Origin of the sequence: Sulfuricaulis sp. (assembly GCF_041499725.1) — a bacterium.
Classification (GTDB): Bacteria; Pseudomonadota; Gammaproteobacteria; order Acidiferrobacterales; family Sulfurifustaceae; genus Sulfuricaulis.
Genome location: NZ_JBGQKW010000013.1, coordinates 30,109 through 45,321, shown reverse-complemented (window position 1 = coordinate 45,321; position 15,213 = coordinate 30,109). Strand labels below are relative to the sequence as shown.

The 15,213-nt window shown below is 62.6% G+C and carries 15 protein-coding genes; 2 read left to right on the top strand and 13 right to left on the bottom strand.

From position 1 onward, the window contains the following. A partial coding sequence (locus tag ACC569_RS04095; protein WP_372522223.1) for a Maf family protein occupies window positions 1–207 on the top strand: 207 nt, incomplete at its 5' end. Window positions 208–356: 149 nt separating this feature from the next. On the opposite strand, the gene ACC569_RS04090 is transcribed toward ACC569_RS04095, so the two are convergent. The 4 genes from ACC569_RS04090 to rluC are packed head-to-tail and all read right to left on the bottom strand — an operon-like array spanning window position 357 to window position 3,342. Then, entirely contained in the window at window positions 357–1,340 is a 984-nt protein-coding gene (locus ACC569_RS04090; protein ID WP_372522222.1) for a S49 family peptidase, read from the bottom strand. A 10-nt stretch (window positions 1,341–1,350) separates the two neighbouring features. Then, complete coding sequence (locus ACC569_RS04085) at window positions 1,351–1,734, bottom strand: Rieske (2Fe-2S) protein (protein WP_372522221.1); 384 nt, start codon at window positions 1,732–1,734, stop codon at window positions 1,351–1,353. Beyond that, window positions 1,689–2,372, bottom strand: a complete 684-nt coding sequence (locus ACC569_RS04080; RefSeq protein ID WP_372522220.1) for an HAD-IA family hydrolase — start codon at window positions 2,370–2,372, stop codon at window positions 1,689–1,691. The genes ACC569_RS04085 and ACC569_RS04080 overlap by 46 nt, the downstream gene beginning before the upstream one ends. Continuing rightward, window positions 2,356–3,342 (bottom strand): 23S rRNA pseudouridine(955/2504/2580) synthase RluC, encoded by a 987-nt coding sequence (gene rluC, locus ACC569_RS04075; protein WP_372522219.1) that lies wholly within the window; start codon window positions 3,340–3,342, stop codon window positions 2,356–2,358. Before rluC ends, ACC569_RS04080 begins: the two co-directional genes overlap by 17 nt. Before the next feature lie 497 nt (window positions 3,343–3,839). On the opposite strand from rluC, the gene ACC569_RS04070 reads away from it, so the two are divergent. Then, a complete protein-coding gene (locus ACC569_RS04070) occupies window positions 3,840–6,230 on the top strand; it encodes an Rne/Rng family ribonuclease (RefSeq protein WP_372522218.1) in 2,391 nt (796 codons plus the stop codon). A gap of 55 nt (window positions 6,231–6,285) precedes the next feature. Here ACC569_RS04070 and ACC569_RS04065 read toward each other — a convergent pair whose 3' ends face one another. The 9 genes from ACC569_RS04065 to lolD all read right to left on the bottom strand — a co-directional run bounded on the left by ACC569_RS04065 (window position 6,286) and on the right by lolD (window position 15,162). Further along, window positions 6,286–6,762 (bottom strand): low molecular weight protein-tyrosine-phosphatase, encoded by a 477-nt coding sequence (locus ACC569_RS04065; protein WP_372522217.1) that lies wholly within the window; start codon window positions 6,760–6,762, stop codon window positions 6,286–6,288. A 213-nt stretch (window positions 6,763–6,975) separates the two neighbouring features. Continuing rightward, window positions 6,976–7,734 carry a 3-deoxy-manno-octulosonate cytidylyltransferase gene (gene kdsB, locus ACC569_RS04060; RefSeq protein ID WP_372522216.1) on the bottom strand — a complete coding sequence of 253 codons (759 nt, stop codon included), beginning with the start codon at window positions 7,732–7,734 and terminating at the stop codon, window positions 6,976–6,978. A 55-nt stretch (window positions 7,735–7,789) separates the two neighbouring features. Then, window positions 7,790–7,972 (bottom strand): Trm112 family protein, encoded by a 183-nt coding sequence (locus tag ACC569_RS04055; RefSeq protein ID WP_372522215.1) that lies wholly within the window; start codon window positions 7,970–7,972, stop codon window positions 7,790–7,792. Continuing rightward, on the bottom strand, window positions 7,965–8,948 hold the full coding sequence (lpxK, locus tag ACC569_RS04050; RefSeq protein WP_372522214.1) for a tetraacyldisaccharide 4'-kinase: 984 nt from the start codon (window positions 8,946–8,948) through the stop codon (window positions 7,965–7,967). The genes ACC569_RS04055 and lpxK overlap by 8 nt, the downstream gene beginning before the upstream one ends. Before the next feature lie 15 nt (window positions 8,949–8,963). After that, window positions 8,964–10,712, bottom strand: coding sequence for a lipid A export permease/ATP-binding protein MsbA (gene msbA / locus ACC569_RS04045; protein WP_372522213.1), 1,749 nt, complete (start codon window positions 10,710–10,712; stop codon window positions 8,964–8,966). Beyond that, a complete protein-coding gene (locus ACC569_RS04040; protein ID WP_372522212.1) occupies window positions 10,705–11,133 on the bottom strand; it encodes an ExbD/TolR family protein in 429 nt (142 codons plus the stop codon). Before ACC569_RS04040 ends, msbA begins: the two co-directional genes overlap by 8 nt. A 245-nt stretch (window positions 11,134–11,378) precedes the next feature. Further along, entirely contained in the window at window positions 11,379–12,053 is a 675-nt protein-coding gene (locus ACC569_RS04035) for a MotA/TolQ/ExbB proton channel family protein (RefSeq protein ID WP_372522211.1), read from the bottom strand. Between the two features lie 82 nt (window positions 12,054–12,135). Then, window positions 12,136–14,379 carry a DNA internalization-related competence protein ComEC/Rec2 gene (locus ACC569_RS04030; RefSeq protein WP_372522210.1) on the bottom strand — a complete coding sequence of 748 codons (2,244 nt, stop codon included), beginning with the start codon at window positions 14,377–14,379 and terminating at the stop codon, window positions 12,136–12,138. Between the two features lie 57 nt (window positions 14,380–14,436). Continuing rightward, complete coding sequence (lolD, locus tag ACC569_RS04025; protein ID WP_372522225.1) at window positions 14,437–15,162, bottom strand: lipoprotein-releasing ABC transporter ATP-binding protein LolD; 726 nt, start codon at window positions 15,160–15,162, stop codon at window positions 14,437–14,439. Window positions 15,163–15,213 lie beyond the last annotated feature (51 nt).

Sequence of the window (15,213 nt, the reverse complement as noted above, 5' to 3'; positions counted from 1 at the left end):
GTGACCTTCCGTACGCTCACCGACGCGCAGATCGAATCTTATCTGCGCAAGGAACAACCCTACTCCTGCGCCGGCAGTGTCAGGTCAGAAGGACTGGGGATTGCGCTGCTGGAAAGATTCGAAGGCGACGATCCGAACACGCTGATCGGATTGCCGCTCATCCGCCTGGTGCGGATGTTGGAAATTGAAGGAATAAAAATAATTTGAACCGCCAGGGCGAGCCGGAAACAGACGAAGACACATAACGTGTCTTCGTCCCGGCGAGCGCCCGCACAAGGATGTGCGGGCTGGGGATTATCGAAGCCACACGCGTCACGCCAGGGACGGCAGGTGTGGCGTTCTTGGCGGTTCAGGCTTTATTTTAAGCTCGGCACGCGGCCTAGGATCTCCGCGCTCATGGTCTGCGCCATGGCCGTGCCGATGCGCCGGGCGAAGCGATCGAACACGTTCTCGCGGTAGGTGTAGTCAACGATTTCTTCGGCGCCTATTACCTCGCGCGCCACGTAACTGGTGCTACCCAGCTCATCCACGAGCCCCAGCTTGACGGCATCGTCACCGGTCCAGAACAGACCGGAATACATGTCCTGGGTCTCTTTCAACGACTTGCCGCGGCCCTGGCGCACCGTGTCGATGAACTGCCGGTGTATCTGGTCGAGCAGTTCCTGCGCGTGTTTTGCCTCGCCCGGTTTGACGGGTCCGAACGGATCAAGAAAGCCCTTGTGTTCACCCGAGGTCATGAGGCGGCGCTCGACGCCAAGCTTCTTCATCGTGTCCACGAAACCGAAACCGTTCATCAGGACGCCGATCGAACCGACGATGCTCGCCTTGTCGGCGTAGATCTTATCCGCGGCCGCGACCGCGTAATAGCAGCCGGAGGCGCACACATCTTCGATCACGGCATACAGCGGGATCTTCGGATACTTCGTGCGCAGCCGCTTGATCTCGTCATTGATGTAACCCGACTGGACCGGACTGCCGCCGGGACTGTTGGCGCGCAGCACAACACCCACGGTGTAAGAGCTCTCGAATGCCGCGCGCAACCCGGAAATGACGTTGTCGGCGCTGGCCTGACTGCTGGCACTGATCTCACCATCGAGATCCACCAGCGCGGTGTGGCGTTTCGTAAGCGACTTGCCGCTCCAGTTGTCCGACTGCGCCAGGACCAGTATCACCAACAGATACGCCGCGAAGAAAAACCGGAAGAAAATTTTCCAGCGTCGCGCGCGGCGCTGCTCGGTGAGCGCGGCAAACGCCAGGCGATCGAGCAGATCGCGTTCCCAGTTCGGTGAACGTCCCGGCGCGTTCGGGGACGGCGGGGTCGAGGAATCGTTGTCCGTCATGAAAATAACCTCACGTGACTTCGTCTGAGTTTATCAATTGTATATCATCTCCCGGCTCGAAGCAGACGTCGCCGTTGTCCTCGAATACCGGCAGCTTCACCAACCCTGCCCTGGCACAGGGACCGCCAACACAAGCACCCGACGTCGGGGCGTAACGCGCTCCATGTGTTGCACAAATAAGATGGTCGCCGAAAGCGTCGAAGAAATCGCCTTCATTCCAATCGAGCTCCAAAGAACGATGCGCGCACCGATTGAGATAAGCGTGCACCTTTCCATTGAAACGCACGACGAAAGCGGGAACCGCTTCACCATGCCTCGATACTTCGAAGCGCACGCCGCGACCGCGCTCTACGAGTTCACGGCTGTGACAGATGACGCACCGCCCATCAGCCATGCGTAAACCTCCGTGAACGAATCCAGACAAGCCAGCGGGTCATGCTCCGCCAGCAGCTCGCGCCCGTGCACGCCATAGGTCACGGCGAGACGATCCATACCCGCGTGGCGCGCCATCTGCATGTCATAGGTGGTATCGCCCACCATCAGCGCCCGATCCGCCTCCAAACCGAGCTGTTCCAGAATATCTTCCAGCATCCGTGGATGCGGCTTGGAAAAGGCCTCGTCGGCGCAACGCGTGACGCAGAAAAGATGCGCGGTGCCGGTATCGCGCAGTACGCGGTCCAGCCCGCGGCGCGCCTTGCCAGTCGCAATCGCCAACAGGTAACCCTGCGCGGACAAATCTTCCAGACCCGCGCGCACACCGGGGAAAAGCTCCATGCCGGTCTGGTCGAGGCACAGGAAGTGCTGGCGATAACGATCGATCACCAGCGTACGCGTGGTGTTGTCGATCTGCGGCAGCAGCGCCAACACCGCTTCATCCAGCCCCAGGCCGATGATATGACGGATGGCGTCCTCGCCCGGATCGGGCGCGCCGGCGTCTTCGAGCGCGGCGGCGAAGCAGCGCACGATCTTGGCGACGGAATCCATGAGGGTTCCGTCCCAATCGAAAATGATCAGTTCATGCCTGGGCTTCACGGGACAGGCGTTGCAGCAAAGAAGAAAGTTCGTCGGGAAGCGGGGCTTCGATGTCCATTGTATAACCGGTTAGCGGGTGCGTGAATCGCAGCCGCTGCGCGTGCAGGAACAGGCGCCTGAGCCCCAGCTTGTGCAGACGGCGATTGAATTCGCGGTCACCGTATTTGTCGTCGCCGGCGATCGGATGCCCCAGGTGCGCGGCGTGCACGCGCGCCTGGTGGGTGCGGCCGGTGAGCAGTTGAATCTCCATGAGCGTGGCGGAACCGAAGCGTTGATGCGGAATGAACCGGCTCGCGGATTCCTTGCCGTCCTCGGTGACCTCCACCATGTGTTCGCCGGCATGCGGCCGGTTCTTTTCCAGCGCCACCGACACCTCGCGCGTCCCGCCGCGCCAGGCCCCGGAGACCAGCGCGAGATAATGCTTTTCCATTTTTCCCTCGCGCAGCATCCGATGCAGCGCCAGCATCGCCGGGCGGGTCTTGGCCAACAGCAGGCAACCCGAAGTGTCCCGGTCCAGGCGGTGCGCCAGTTCCAGGGCCGGCGTTTCCGGCCGCAAGCCGCGCAGTGCCTCGATCAAACCCACGCTGACGCCGCTGCCGCCGTGCACCGCCAGGCCCGCCGGCTTGTTCACCACCATCAGGTCATCGTCCTCATGCAGGATGCGCGGTAGCAGCCAGCCAAACCCGTCAGCGGCCTTCTGGGGATCGAGATCCTTGGCCGGCGACACACGCAGGGGCGGTATCCGCACCACGTCTCCCTGCTCCAGGCGGTAGTCTGGCCGCGCCCGCCCCTTGTTAATCCGCACCTCGCCCTTGCGCAGAATGCGGTAAATATGGCTTCGGGGAACGCCTTTCAGGATGGCGATCAGGAAATTGTCGAGCCGCTGGCCGGCGCGGGATTCATCGATTTCGAGGTAACGGACGGCGGGGGACCCGGATTTCTCGGCCTTTTCCATGCTGAAAACCATCATAACAGATTGCTGGGGAACCGCTTCGTTTGCTATAGTGCAAGTGTGCACTTTTGGTGAAATCTCTGATTTCGATACAAGTGCGTGGAACGCAACGGATTTTCGCGCCAGGTAAAAGCCGGCGCGGGCTCTACCGCACCGTTGCCCCCGGCGAAGCGCCGGTCAGCTAAATGCAAAAACGCGACTAGAGCCCAAACAGGGTGACACGCCTCTCCCCTACTTCCTGTAGAGGCGTATGTAGACGCTCCAGTTTTGCGAGCACCTGCCGACATCAGCACATGGCAGACGACACGCGTGGCAGCCAAAACCTGTCCGCGGTGTAATAAAGTCTGAATTGTACATCTGCGCTATCTATAACGAAGCGTGGAACCATAGCAGAAGGCCGTCAAACCATGACGGCTTCTGCCGCCCTGTCGGGAGGACGACGTTCCGTCTTGCCGCGCTGTGAACACGGCGCGAGGCGGCGTAGCACGCCAAACCGTGCGTCGGGGATTACACCGATGAAACGTATTCTATTCAACGCAACTCACCCCGAGGAGTTGCGGCTGGCCGTCGTCGATGGCCAGAAACTTCTCGACCTCGACATTGAGTCCTCCACCTATCAGCAGAAGAAAGGCAATATCTACAAGGCCAAGATCACCCGCGTAGAACCCAGCCTGGAAGCCGCCTTCGTGGATTACGGCTCCGAACGCCAGGGCTTTCTCCCACTCAAGGAAATTTCCCGCATTTACTTCCAGGGCTACGACGAGCGCACCCCCATGAGTCAGGTGCGCATCAAGGACGTGGTCAGGGAAGGCCAGGAAATGATCGTGCAAGTGGACAAGGAAGAGCGCGGCACCAAGGGCGCGGCGCTCACGACCTTTGTCAGCCTCGCCGGCCGTTACCTCGTGCTCATGCCGAACAACCCCAGGGGCGGCGGGATCTCCCGCCGCATCGAGGGCGAGGAACGCGCCGAGCTACGCGAAGCCATGTCGCAGCTCAAGCTCCCGGACGATTACTCCGTCATCGCCCGCACCGCCGGTATCGGCTGCTCGGCCGAGGAACTGCAGTGGGATCTCGATTACCTGATCAACCTGTGGGACGCCATCTACAAGGCCGCGCAGGAGCGCGCCGCGGCTTTCCTGATCTACCAGGAAAGCAATCTCGTGGTGCGCGCCACCCGCGACTATCTCAAGGCCGACATCGGCGACATCATGGTGGACAACCCGGAAGTCTACGAGCGCATGCAGAAATTCATGCAACAGGTCGCGCCGCAGAACCTGGACAAGCTCAAGCTGTACACGGATGAAACCCCCCTGTTCTCGCGCTACCAGATCGAGCACCAGATCGAGTCGGCGTTCTCGCGCGAAGTGCGCCTGGAATCGGGCGGCGCGATCGTATTCGACAAGACCGAAGCCCTGGTCACCATCGACGTGAACTCGGCGCGTGCCACCAAGGGCGCCGACATCGAGGAAACCGCGCTCAACACCAACCTGGAAGCCGCGGAAGAAATCGCCCGCCAATTGCGCCTGCGCGACCTCGGCGGCCTGATCGTCATCGACTTCATCGACATGACACCCGAGCGCAGCCGGCGCGATGTGGAGAACCGCATGTTCGAATCGCTCAAGGTGGACCGCGCCCGCACTCAGGTCGGCCGCATCTCGCGTTTCGGCCTGTTGGAGATGTCGCGCCAGCGCCTGCGTCCGTCGCTCGGTGAGTCCTCCAGCCTCATCTGCCCGCGTTGCCTCGGCACCGGTCATATCCGCGGCGTGCAATCCTCGGGGCTTTCGATCCTGCGCATGATCCAGGAAGAGGCCATGAAGGAAAACACCGCGGCGGTGCACGTGCACCTGCCGATGGAAACGGCCACGTACCTGCTCAACGAGAAGCGCATGGAGATCACCGCGGTGGAGTCGCGCGTCGGCACGCCGATCATGATCATCCCGACCTCGGAACTGGAAACACCGCACTACCACATCCGCCGCCTGCGTATCGACGAATACGAAGCCGAGGCCGATGTGCCGAGCTACGAGATCGACATCGTCGAGAAGGAAGAAGACGACGACAGGAGACCCGCCCAACCCGCTCCCACCGCCGCTGAGGCGGAAAAGCCGGTGATTGGACCGCTCACGCACGCCGGGGTAGCGCCCACGGCGATGCCACCGAAGGCCGCGCACGGCGGTGGCGGCATCATCAAGAAGATCATTACCGGCCTGTTCGGCAAGAAGGAAGAGGAAAAGAAACCGCCGGTCCAGGAAAGCCGCCCGGTGCGCCCGCATCAGCCACAGCATCGCGGCCCTGGTGGTCACGGCGGACAACGGCCGCATCACCGCCCTCATCAGCAGCATCGGCACGAACGTCCGTCGCAACCCGAACGCCAGGGCGGCGGTCAGGATCGTAACCGTCCGCGTCCGCCCCAGCCGCAGGCCGCCGGCGCCCCCACTAACGGCCCCAATGTTGAAGGCGGCCAACCGCAACGCGACCGGCCCGCAGGTAGCGGTGGACGGCGGCGGCGGCGTGGCCGTGGCCGTGGCCGTGGTCAGGAAGGTCGTCCGCCGCAGGATCGGCAGGATGTCAGTTCGCGCAGCAGCACTACGGACATGAATGCGGAAACGCAAAAACCGGTGCGCGATGAAGCACAAAGACCGGTGCGTGAAAATTATCCTGCGCACGAGGAAAGACAGGCTCCGCCCGTCACCGCGCCCGCCGGCATGCCGGAGCCGTCGCACGGTGACTCGCCGTCGGCCTCTTCCTGGGAACAACCGATGGAGCATCACGAGGCCTGGAGCCCGGCGCCCGCCGAAACAACGCCGCCCGAGGATACGCGCGGCAACATCAAAAGCGAACCGGCGTCCAAGCCGGAACTGATGCAGGTGGAAACCCATCCCGATACGAACAACGGGAACAAGTAGGAAACAGGCTGTCAAAACAAAAGGCCCGCGCAAGCGGGCCTTTTTCTTTTAGCTGTTACAGACGCTGCGTACGCCGTATGTCCTCGAGCAAGCCGCGCGCAGCGTCTTCGATCATGTCCAGCACGCGATCGAAGCCGCTCGGCCCGCCGAAATAGGGATCGGGCACTTCTTCCTCCGGCCGGTCGGCGGCAAACTCCATGAACAAGCGGATGCGCGTTGCATGGCCCGGCGGACAGATGTCGATCAGATTTTCGAAATTCTCGCGATCCATGGCCAGGACATAATCGAATCTCTCGATGTCCGCGGCGATGGCCTTGCGTCCGCTCAGGCCGCTGATGTCGATGCCGCGGCGCGCGCAGGCTTCCTGGGCACGCTCATCCGGCGGCTCGCCGATGTGATAGGCATGCGTGCCGGCCGAATCGATTTCAAAGAGATGCTCCAGTTTTTCATCCTGGACCAGCTTACGGAAAACCCCCTCCGCCGTCGGCGAGCGGCAGATATTGCCGAGACATACAAATAGAACTTTCACCATATAAATTATAATTTCACAGGATTAACAGGATTACTTGGAAAAGTATTTTAGGGAACCTCTGATTAATTCCGTTCGTCCTGAGCTTGTCGAAGGACGAATAGTACAAAACATTGATTACATGGGCCCGCCGTTCATGGTTCGACAAGCTCACCACGAACGGCGGGAATTAATCAGAGTTTCCTTCATTTCGTCAGAGATTATTAGAAACCTAATTTATCTGCGTTTATCTGCAGCTGCAAAATATTTCCTCACGCGCTCGAGGTCTTCCGGCGTGTCCACGCCGGCTTCGGGCATCGCACGCGCCTCATGCACGACAATGCGTTCTCCATGCCATAAAACACGTAACTGCTCCAGTTGCTCCGCCTCCTCCGGCGGACAAGGCGGCCATGCGGCGTAGCGGCGCACGAAACCGGCGCGGTAGGCGTACAGGCCGATGTGACGGTATGCCTGGATCGCCGTGCCGCTTTTTCCGGCCATGACCTCACGCGGCCAGGGAATAGCCGCGCGGCTGAAATAGAGCGCATATCCTTTGGCGTCACGCACGACCTTGACCACGTTGGGATTCACGAGCGATTCGCGGTCATGGATCGCATGACAGGCGGTAGCCACCATCGCATCCTCGTGCGCGGCAAGTTTTCCCGCCACTTCACGGATCAGTTCGGGCGGCATCAGAGGCTCATCGCCCTGCAGGTTGACCACGATTTCGTCCGCGCCGATGGCCTGCTTCTCGATCACCTCGGCAAGCCGGTCGGTGCCGGCACGGTGCTTCGGTGAGGTCATGCATACACGCGCGCCGAAACCCTCCGCGGCGGCACGGATGCGCTCGTCGTCGGTCGCAATGGTGATCGCGGCAGCACCGGCTTTCGCGGCGCATTCGTGCACACGCTGAATCAGCGGTTTGCCGGCGATGTCCGCGAGCGGCTTGCCTGGCAGACGGGTTGAGTCATAACGCGCGGGGATAATTATGTGCATGTGAATTTCACATTGTCGATCGGCGCGCAGGGCGCGCCCTACATTTTCATTTTAATTACTTCGGCAGCTCTTCTTCCGCCACCTGCCGTGCCTCGTCTTCGAGCATCACCGGGATATCGTCGCGGATGGGATAAGCCAGCCGGTCGGCCTTGCAGATCAGTTCGGACTTTTTCCTGTCGTAAATCAGTGGGCCCTTGCACGACGGGCAGACCAGTATGTCGAGCAATTTCTTATCCACGTAATGTCTCCTTAAGCCGTCTCCAGACCTCTTCACCCACGCGTGGGTCGGGCCTGGCCTCGATCGCGAGGTACCACATGTTGTCGTCCGCGAACCGCTCGCATTTTACCGCATCTTTCTGCGTCATGATGACCGCCAGACCGTCGCCAAAGCGGATATCCGGCGCCCGGAAGCGGTAATGATCGGGGAAAGGATGCTCGATGGCCTTCAGCCCCAGCCGCCGTAGGTGGGCGAAAAAACGCGCCGGATGGCCGATGCCGGCCACGGCATGCACTGTTTCTCCCCGAAACGAACCGGCCGAGGCATAGGTATCCGGCGCATTCACGCGGCACAGGCCGGTTTCCGCCAGTGTCATGCCGACTTCTCCCTGACGCGGTTCTCCGTTGACGACGCGCAAGGCCACGTCGTTCAAGCGGCTCACCGGTTCGCGCAGCGGCCCGGCGGGCAGGCAGTGGCCGTTGCCGAAGCGGCGCACCCCGTCGATCACGGCGATTTCTATATCGCGCGCCAGACGCAGGTGCTGCAAACCGTCGTCACTCACGATCACGTCGCAATGATGCTCGTGCACCAGATACTGCGCCCCGCGTACGCGGTCCGGGTCCGCCGCCACGGGACAGCGGCTCTGCCGCGCCAGCATCACGGCTTCGTCCCCGACGACATCGGGATCGAAATCCGGCGTAACCACCAGCGGCCAGTTCACCGCGCTGCCGCCGTAGCCACGCAGCACGATGCCCGGTCGCATCCCCTGCTGCCGCAGAAAATCGGCGAGCCAGATCACCAGCGGCGTCTTGCCGGTGCCCCCGACGGTGATATTGCCCACCACGATAACCGGGACTGGCAGACTGACGGGAGAGAAAATCCGCAGGCGATACATGCCGCGCCGCAACACCATCAGCAGGCAATAAACCCAGCTGACGGGTAACAGCAGCAGGCTGATGGGCGTAAACCGGTACCAGTGTTGTTCCAGCCAATGCATCGTACGGTGAGTGAGCTAACCGCCGGTGCTGAACTGGATGCGGTACAGCCCGGCGTAAACGCCGTTTTGCGCCAGCAATTCCCGGTGCGTACCGCTCTCGACCACACGGCCCTGCGCCAGCACCACGATCCGATCCGCGTGCTCGACGGTGGAGAGCCGATGCGCGATCACCAGCGTCGTGCGGTTCTCCATGAGCGTCTGCATGGCCGCCTGCACCAAACGCTCGGATTCCGTATCGAGCGACGAGGTGGCCTCGTCCAGGATCAGGATCGGTGCGTTCTTGTAAAGCGCGCGTGCGATGGCGATGCGCTGCCGCTGCCCGCCGGACACCCGCATTCCCCGTTCGCCAACAAGGGCATCCAGACCCTGCGGCAGTTTCTGCGCGAACTCCAGCACGTGCGCCGCCCGGGCCGCCTGCATCACGCGATCTTCGTCAATCGGACCTTCATGACCGTAGGCGATGTTGTGCCGGATGGTGTCGTCGAACAACAAGGTTTCCTGTCCGACAATGGCGATGTGGCGGCGCAGATCGGCCAGCACCAGATCATTGATATTCCCGTCATCCAGCCGGATCTCACCCTCGTTCAACCGGTAAAACCGCGGCAGTAGACTCGCCGTCGTGGTCTTGCCGCTGCCCGAGGCGCCCACGAGCGCCACCGTCTGGCCAGGCTCGATGGTAAACGACACGTCCTGCAACGCCTCCGACTCCGCGACCGGATAGCGGAAACCGACATGGCGATACTCGATGCGGCCGCGCACGTGGGCGAGTGTAACGGTGCCGGTATCCATTTCCGCCGGCTCGTCCATCAGCGCAAAGGCGCTGTGCGCCGCCGCGAGTCCGGTCTGGATGGTTTCGTTGATCTTGCTAAGACGCTTGGACGGATTCATCATCCAGGTAACCGCGGTAATGTAGGAAACAAAACCGCCGGCGGTAATCTCCCCGGAAAGCAGTGCAAAGTAGATCACGAGCGCCAGCGCGATTGCCGCCAACAACTGGACCAGGCCCATGCCGACGGCGGACACCGTGACCTTGCGCATGGCCTGGCGGCGGTTGCGCTCGTTGACCTCGGTGAAGGCGCGGATTTCCGTCGCGTGGCCGCCAAAGGCCTTGACCACGCGTTGTCCCTCCGTGGCTTCCTGCGTCACCTGCGAGATCTCGCCCATGCTTTTCTGGATCAGCTGGCTGGTCTTGCGGAACCGCAGGCTCATGGCGCGCACCAGCAGGCTCGAGATCGGCGCGAGGATGGCGAAAAAGATCGTCAGTTTCCAGTTGAGATAGATCATCCAGGCCGCCATCACCGCGACCGTCAACCCGTCGCGCACAATGACAAAAATCGATTCGGTCACGGCCGCGGCGATCTGCTCCACGTCGAAGATGAGTTTGGAAATCAGGCTGCCGGAGGCATTCGTATCGTAGAAGCCGCTCGGCAAGTGCGTCAGATGCGTGAAGATGGCATTGCGGATGTCGAAGGTGATGCGCCGGCCGACCCAGCTTACCGAATACTGCGCCACGAAGTTGGCGATGCCGCGCGCGAGGAACAGACCGATGATGAGCGGCGGCACGAGGCGGATGGTGTCCATGTCCTTGCCGACGAAGCCGTTATCCACGAGCGGCCTCATCATCGCGGCGAATAACGCGGACGTGATCGACAATACGATCATGCCAATCACGGCGATCACGAATTTCCCTTTGTACGGGAGAGCGTAACCCAGCAGGCGGCGGTAGAGCCGCAGGCTGCCGCCGGTGTCGGAAGTCTTACTCACGCGCCGCGGGGCCGGACGGCTGCTGAGTGGCGAAGGTGAGATGAGTGAAACCGAGGCGGCGCGCCATGTCCATCACGCGGATCACGGCCTCGTGCGGTGTTTTCGCATCGGCATTGATCACGATCAGCGGGTCCTTGTTGCCGCCCGCGGCGCGCATCAGCGCACTGCGTAACACCTCCGGCGTCGCGTTCAGGAGTTGCTGATCGGCGATGTAATACTGTCCCTTGGCGTCGATCGTGACGCGCAGCGACGGCAGGTTCTCTTTCACCTCGGCCGCGGCCTCGGGCAGCCGGATGCGCAACCGCGATTCGGTGGAAAAACTGGTGGTGACGATGAGAAAGATCAACGCCATCAACAGCACGTCGATCAACGGGATCAGATTGATCTCGGGTTCCTCTTCGGGCGCGGAACGAAAATTCATCGATTCACTCCTCGGCTGCTCTCGCGCTCGCCGCCGTCGTGCCTGTCACTGGCCCATCCACAAGCGCCAACCCGGCAGCCGCTCTGCCGCTGGATTCATTCCGGCGGCCGCGAGCGACTCGCGACGGTCGCATCCCCATTTCATGGGTGCGCGCCGGAGCGTTGCCCGAGGGACCCGCGCCAGCGGGATCGCGCAGCGGAGGCGACAATGACGACCGCCATGAACGCGGCGTGCTACATCCCGCCTCACGGTCGCATCCCCACTTCGTGGGGCCCCTGCTCCGCGCTCGGCGGGCGTCCTGCTTCCTCCTCCTGCTCGCGCTCGCCGTGCAGAATTTCCACCAGCTTGATTGCCTCTCCTTCCATCTCGATCAGCAGGTCGTTCACGCGCCCGCGGAAGTAGCGGTAGAACAGCAGACTCGGGATAGCCACGCCCAGCCCGGCCGCGGTGTTGATCAACGCCACCGCAATGCCTTCGGCCACGATGGATGGATCGCCCACGCCGTGCTGGCCGATGCCGGAGAACATCTGAATCATGCCGATGACGGTGCCGAACAAGCCCAGGAACGGCGAAATCGCGGCGATCGAACCGAGCGTGCGCAGGTAGCGCTCCAGTTCCGGCACCACGTGCCGGCCGGCATTTTCAATCGCTTCCTTGACGATCTCGCGGTCGTGGTCGCGGTTGACCAGCCCGGCCGCGAGAACCTTGCCGAGCGGCGAGCTGGCGCGCAACGCCGCGAGCCGTGCCGGCTCGATGTCGCCGCCTCCCAGCCACTGCTGTACCTGCGCGAGCAGGGTGGCCGGAACCACGTATTTTTTCTGCAGTGACCACAGGCGCTCGCCGATAATCGCCAGGGCGGCCACGGAGCACAGGATGATGGGCCAGATCGTCCAGCCACCCGCCTTGATCAGTTCGAACATGCTGTTATTCCACGGAAAAGATGTAAAAAAGTGCGGCTAATGTATCAGACGGGGCGGAATCCTCAAAGACGGCGCGACGCATTCAATCCGCATACCAGTAGCGCCGGTGCTGCTCCCGGTATGCCGTCGCCTCCAGCCCGGTCGCGCGCAGGCGGAACTCCAGCGCGCCCGACGCGGGCGAATCGCGCCGGGCAATGCCGCGATCCACGTAGCGCTGCACCACGGCGGAGTTGGGATGATGGTAGCGGCTGCGATAACCGGCGGGGAACAGCACGTAACGCGGGGCGACCGCATCGATGAACTCGGGCGTGGACGAGGTCTTGCTGCCGTGATGCGGCGCCACCAGCACCTGCGAGCGCAGCCGTTCGCCCCAGCGCTCGATCAGTTGCCGCTCGGCCCGGGCCTCGATGTCAGCAGGCAGCAAGACACTCCCGAAACGGCTGCGCACCTGCAACACGCAGGAGTCGTTGTTGGCGCGGCGGGAACCGATCATGGCCGGATTCATGACGATAAAATCCACGCCATCCCAGCTCCACGCCTGCCCCGATCGGCACAGCCGCGCCAAAGGCGGCAATCGTTCCGGAACGCTGCTCAATATTTCCCCGACCGGCAGCGCGCGCAACACCGATTCCGCCCCGCCGATGTGGTCGTTGTCGCCGTGGCTAATCATCAATGTATCCACGCGCCGCACCCCCACCGCGCGCAGATAAGGTTCGACGACAGCCGCGCCGGTATCGAAAGTACCCAGGCGCGGGCCGGTATCGAACACCAGCGTATGTGTCTGCGTGCGCACCACGGCCGCCAGTCCCTGTCCCACGTCGAGCAGCGTGAACCACGTCTCGCCCGCCGCCGGTGCCGGCGGTCGCACGAGAACCAGCGGCAACAACCACACCGCGCCCACCCAGCGCGCCGGCCAGCCGCGCGGCGCGAGCAACAAGATCACACCCGCGACACCGCACAGCAATGCCCACCATGACGGCGCGGGTTGCGTCCACTGGCTGAAGGAAACGTCCGCGAGCCACGTCAACGCCTGCCATAGCCCGTGCAGCAACCCGGCGGCGAGTTTGAAAAAGTAGCCCGCGAACCAGTCTGGAAACAGGTTCAGCAACAGCGCGCCGGTGAGCGTAAGCGGCACCGCCATCATGTCGAACACCGGCACGGCGAGCATGTTGGCAAGCGGCGCGACCAGCGACACCTGCTGGAACATCGCCAGCATCAGCGGCAGCATCCCGAGCGCGATCGCCCACTGGATGTATCCCCACTTATATAGAATCGATCTCTGTGTCCGTTCAGCGTGAATCGCGAACACGATCACCGCCACCGCCGCGAACGACAGCCAGAAACCCGCCGCCATGACCGCCAGCGGATCGTAGAACAGCACCGCCAGCCCGGCCGCGGCGAGCAGTTGTGACGGCGGAAAACGCCGGCGCAGCAAAATACCTGACATGGCGACCGCCAGCATGATGAGCGCGCGTTGCGTGGGAATCACAAAACCGGCGAGCGCCGCATAGGCACCCCCGGCCAGCAGCGCACAAATAGCGCCAAACATGGGCGCCGGCAGGTGCAGCACGGTCACGCCGGGCAATGCCCACAGCCGGCGCGTCAGGAAAAAAACAATCCCGGCAACCAGACTGATGTGCAAACCGGAAACGGCGATCAGATGCAGCGTGCCGGTTTGGCGCAGGACTTGCCATTGCTCGTTGCTCACGCCGCGGCCGTCGCCGTTGGCCAGCGCCACGACGATGCCGGCATAGGGATTGTCGGGCAGTTGCGCGCGGATGCGGTCGCCCAAGTCCTGCCGCAGCCGGTCGATATCATGCCACGCCGAGCTTTCGGCTATCCGTTGCGGGACGATGTCCTCGCGCACATATCCCTTGGCGCGGATGCGGCTGCGAAACAGATGCGCTTCATAATCGAATCCGCCGGGATTCTGATAGCCGTGCGGGCGGTTGAGACGCACACGCAAGCGCCAGGTTTCGCCCGCGCGCGGACTGAAGGAAAAATCTTGGCTGTTGAGCAGGATGTGTCGCGGAACATGCACCGCTTCGCCGTCGCGCTCGGCGCGCGCCACTTCCAGCTCGAAGCGCTGTCCGAACTCCGCTTTCTGCGGAATATCGGCAATGCGTCCTTCGACAACGAGGTCTTCGCCCTCGAGTTCTCGCGGAAGACTGTCCTGCAGAATCACGCCGGCGCGGAAACTCACCCACACGACGCCGGCCACGAAAAACAACGGGAAGATCCACGCCGGACGGCGCCAGGACAACCACAAGAGCGGCAGGAGCATCAGCCCCCACCACAGGGAAGGCAATACGGGCAACTGCTGCACCAGCAATATGCCACCGAGGAAAGCGAGCGCCGCGCCGCGGATAGGTTGTCTCCCCGTTCAGCGCGGCGGTTTCAGGACCCCGTCCTCCAGCAGCAGCACGCGGTCCATGCTGGCAGCCAGCGCGGGATCGTGTGTCGCGATGATGAAGCTCGTCTGCAATTCACGATTGAGGTCCAGCATCATTTCATAAACGTTCTGGGCGTTCTCGCGGTCGAGATTGCCTGTCGGTTCATCCGCCAGCACACACAGCGGTTGCGTCACCATGGCGCGCGCCACGGCCGCGCGCTGACGTTCGCCGCCCGAGAGTTCGCCCGGCCGGTGATGCAGGCGGTCCTCGAGCCCGACGTGCCGGAGCATGTCCTGCGCCTGCGCGAGCGCCGTATCCGGCCACATGCGGCGTATGAGCAGCGGCATGGCCACGTTCTCCAGCGCCGTGAACTCGTTCAGCAAATGATGGAACTGATAGACAAAGCCCAGTTTGCCGTTGCGCAGCGCGCTAATCTCGGTTTCGTTCAGCTTCGTGATGTCCTGCCCGTCGATCTCCACCTGCCCCGCCGTCGGCCGGTCCAGCCCGCCCAGCAAATGCAGCAGCGTGCTCTTGCCCGAACCCGAGGCGCCGACGATGGCCACGCGCTCACCCGGCTCGACGCGCAGGTACACGCCCTTCAGCACGTGCACGTTGAACGCGCCCTCGGCGTAGACCTTCTGCAGGCCGGTGGCGCGCAGAATGTACTTCTTCTCGACCTTCTCCACTTTCGCGGCCGCCTCGGGCAGCGCGGGCATGTCGGGCTTTTCCACCATTTCAACTGCCTCGACCTTCTCCGCCTTCGCGGC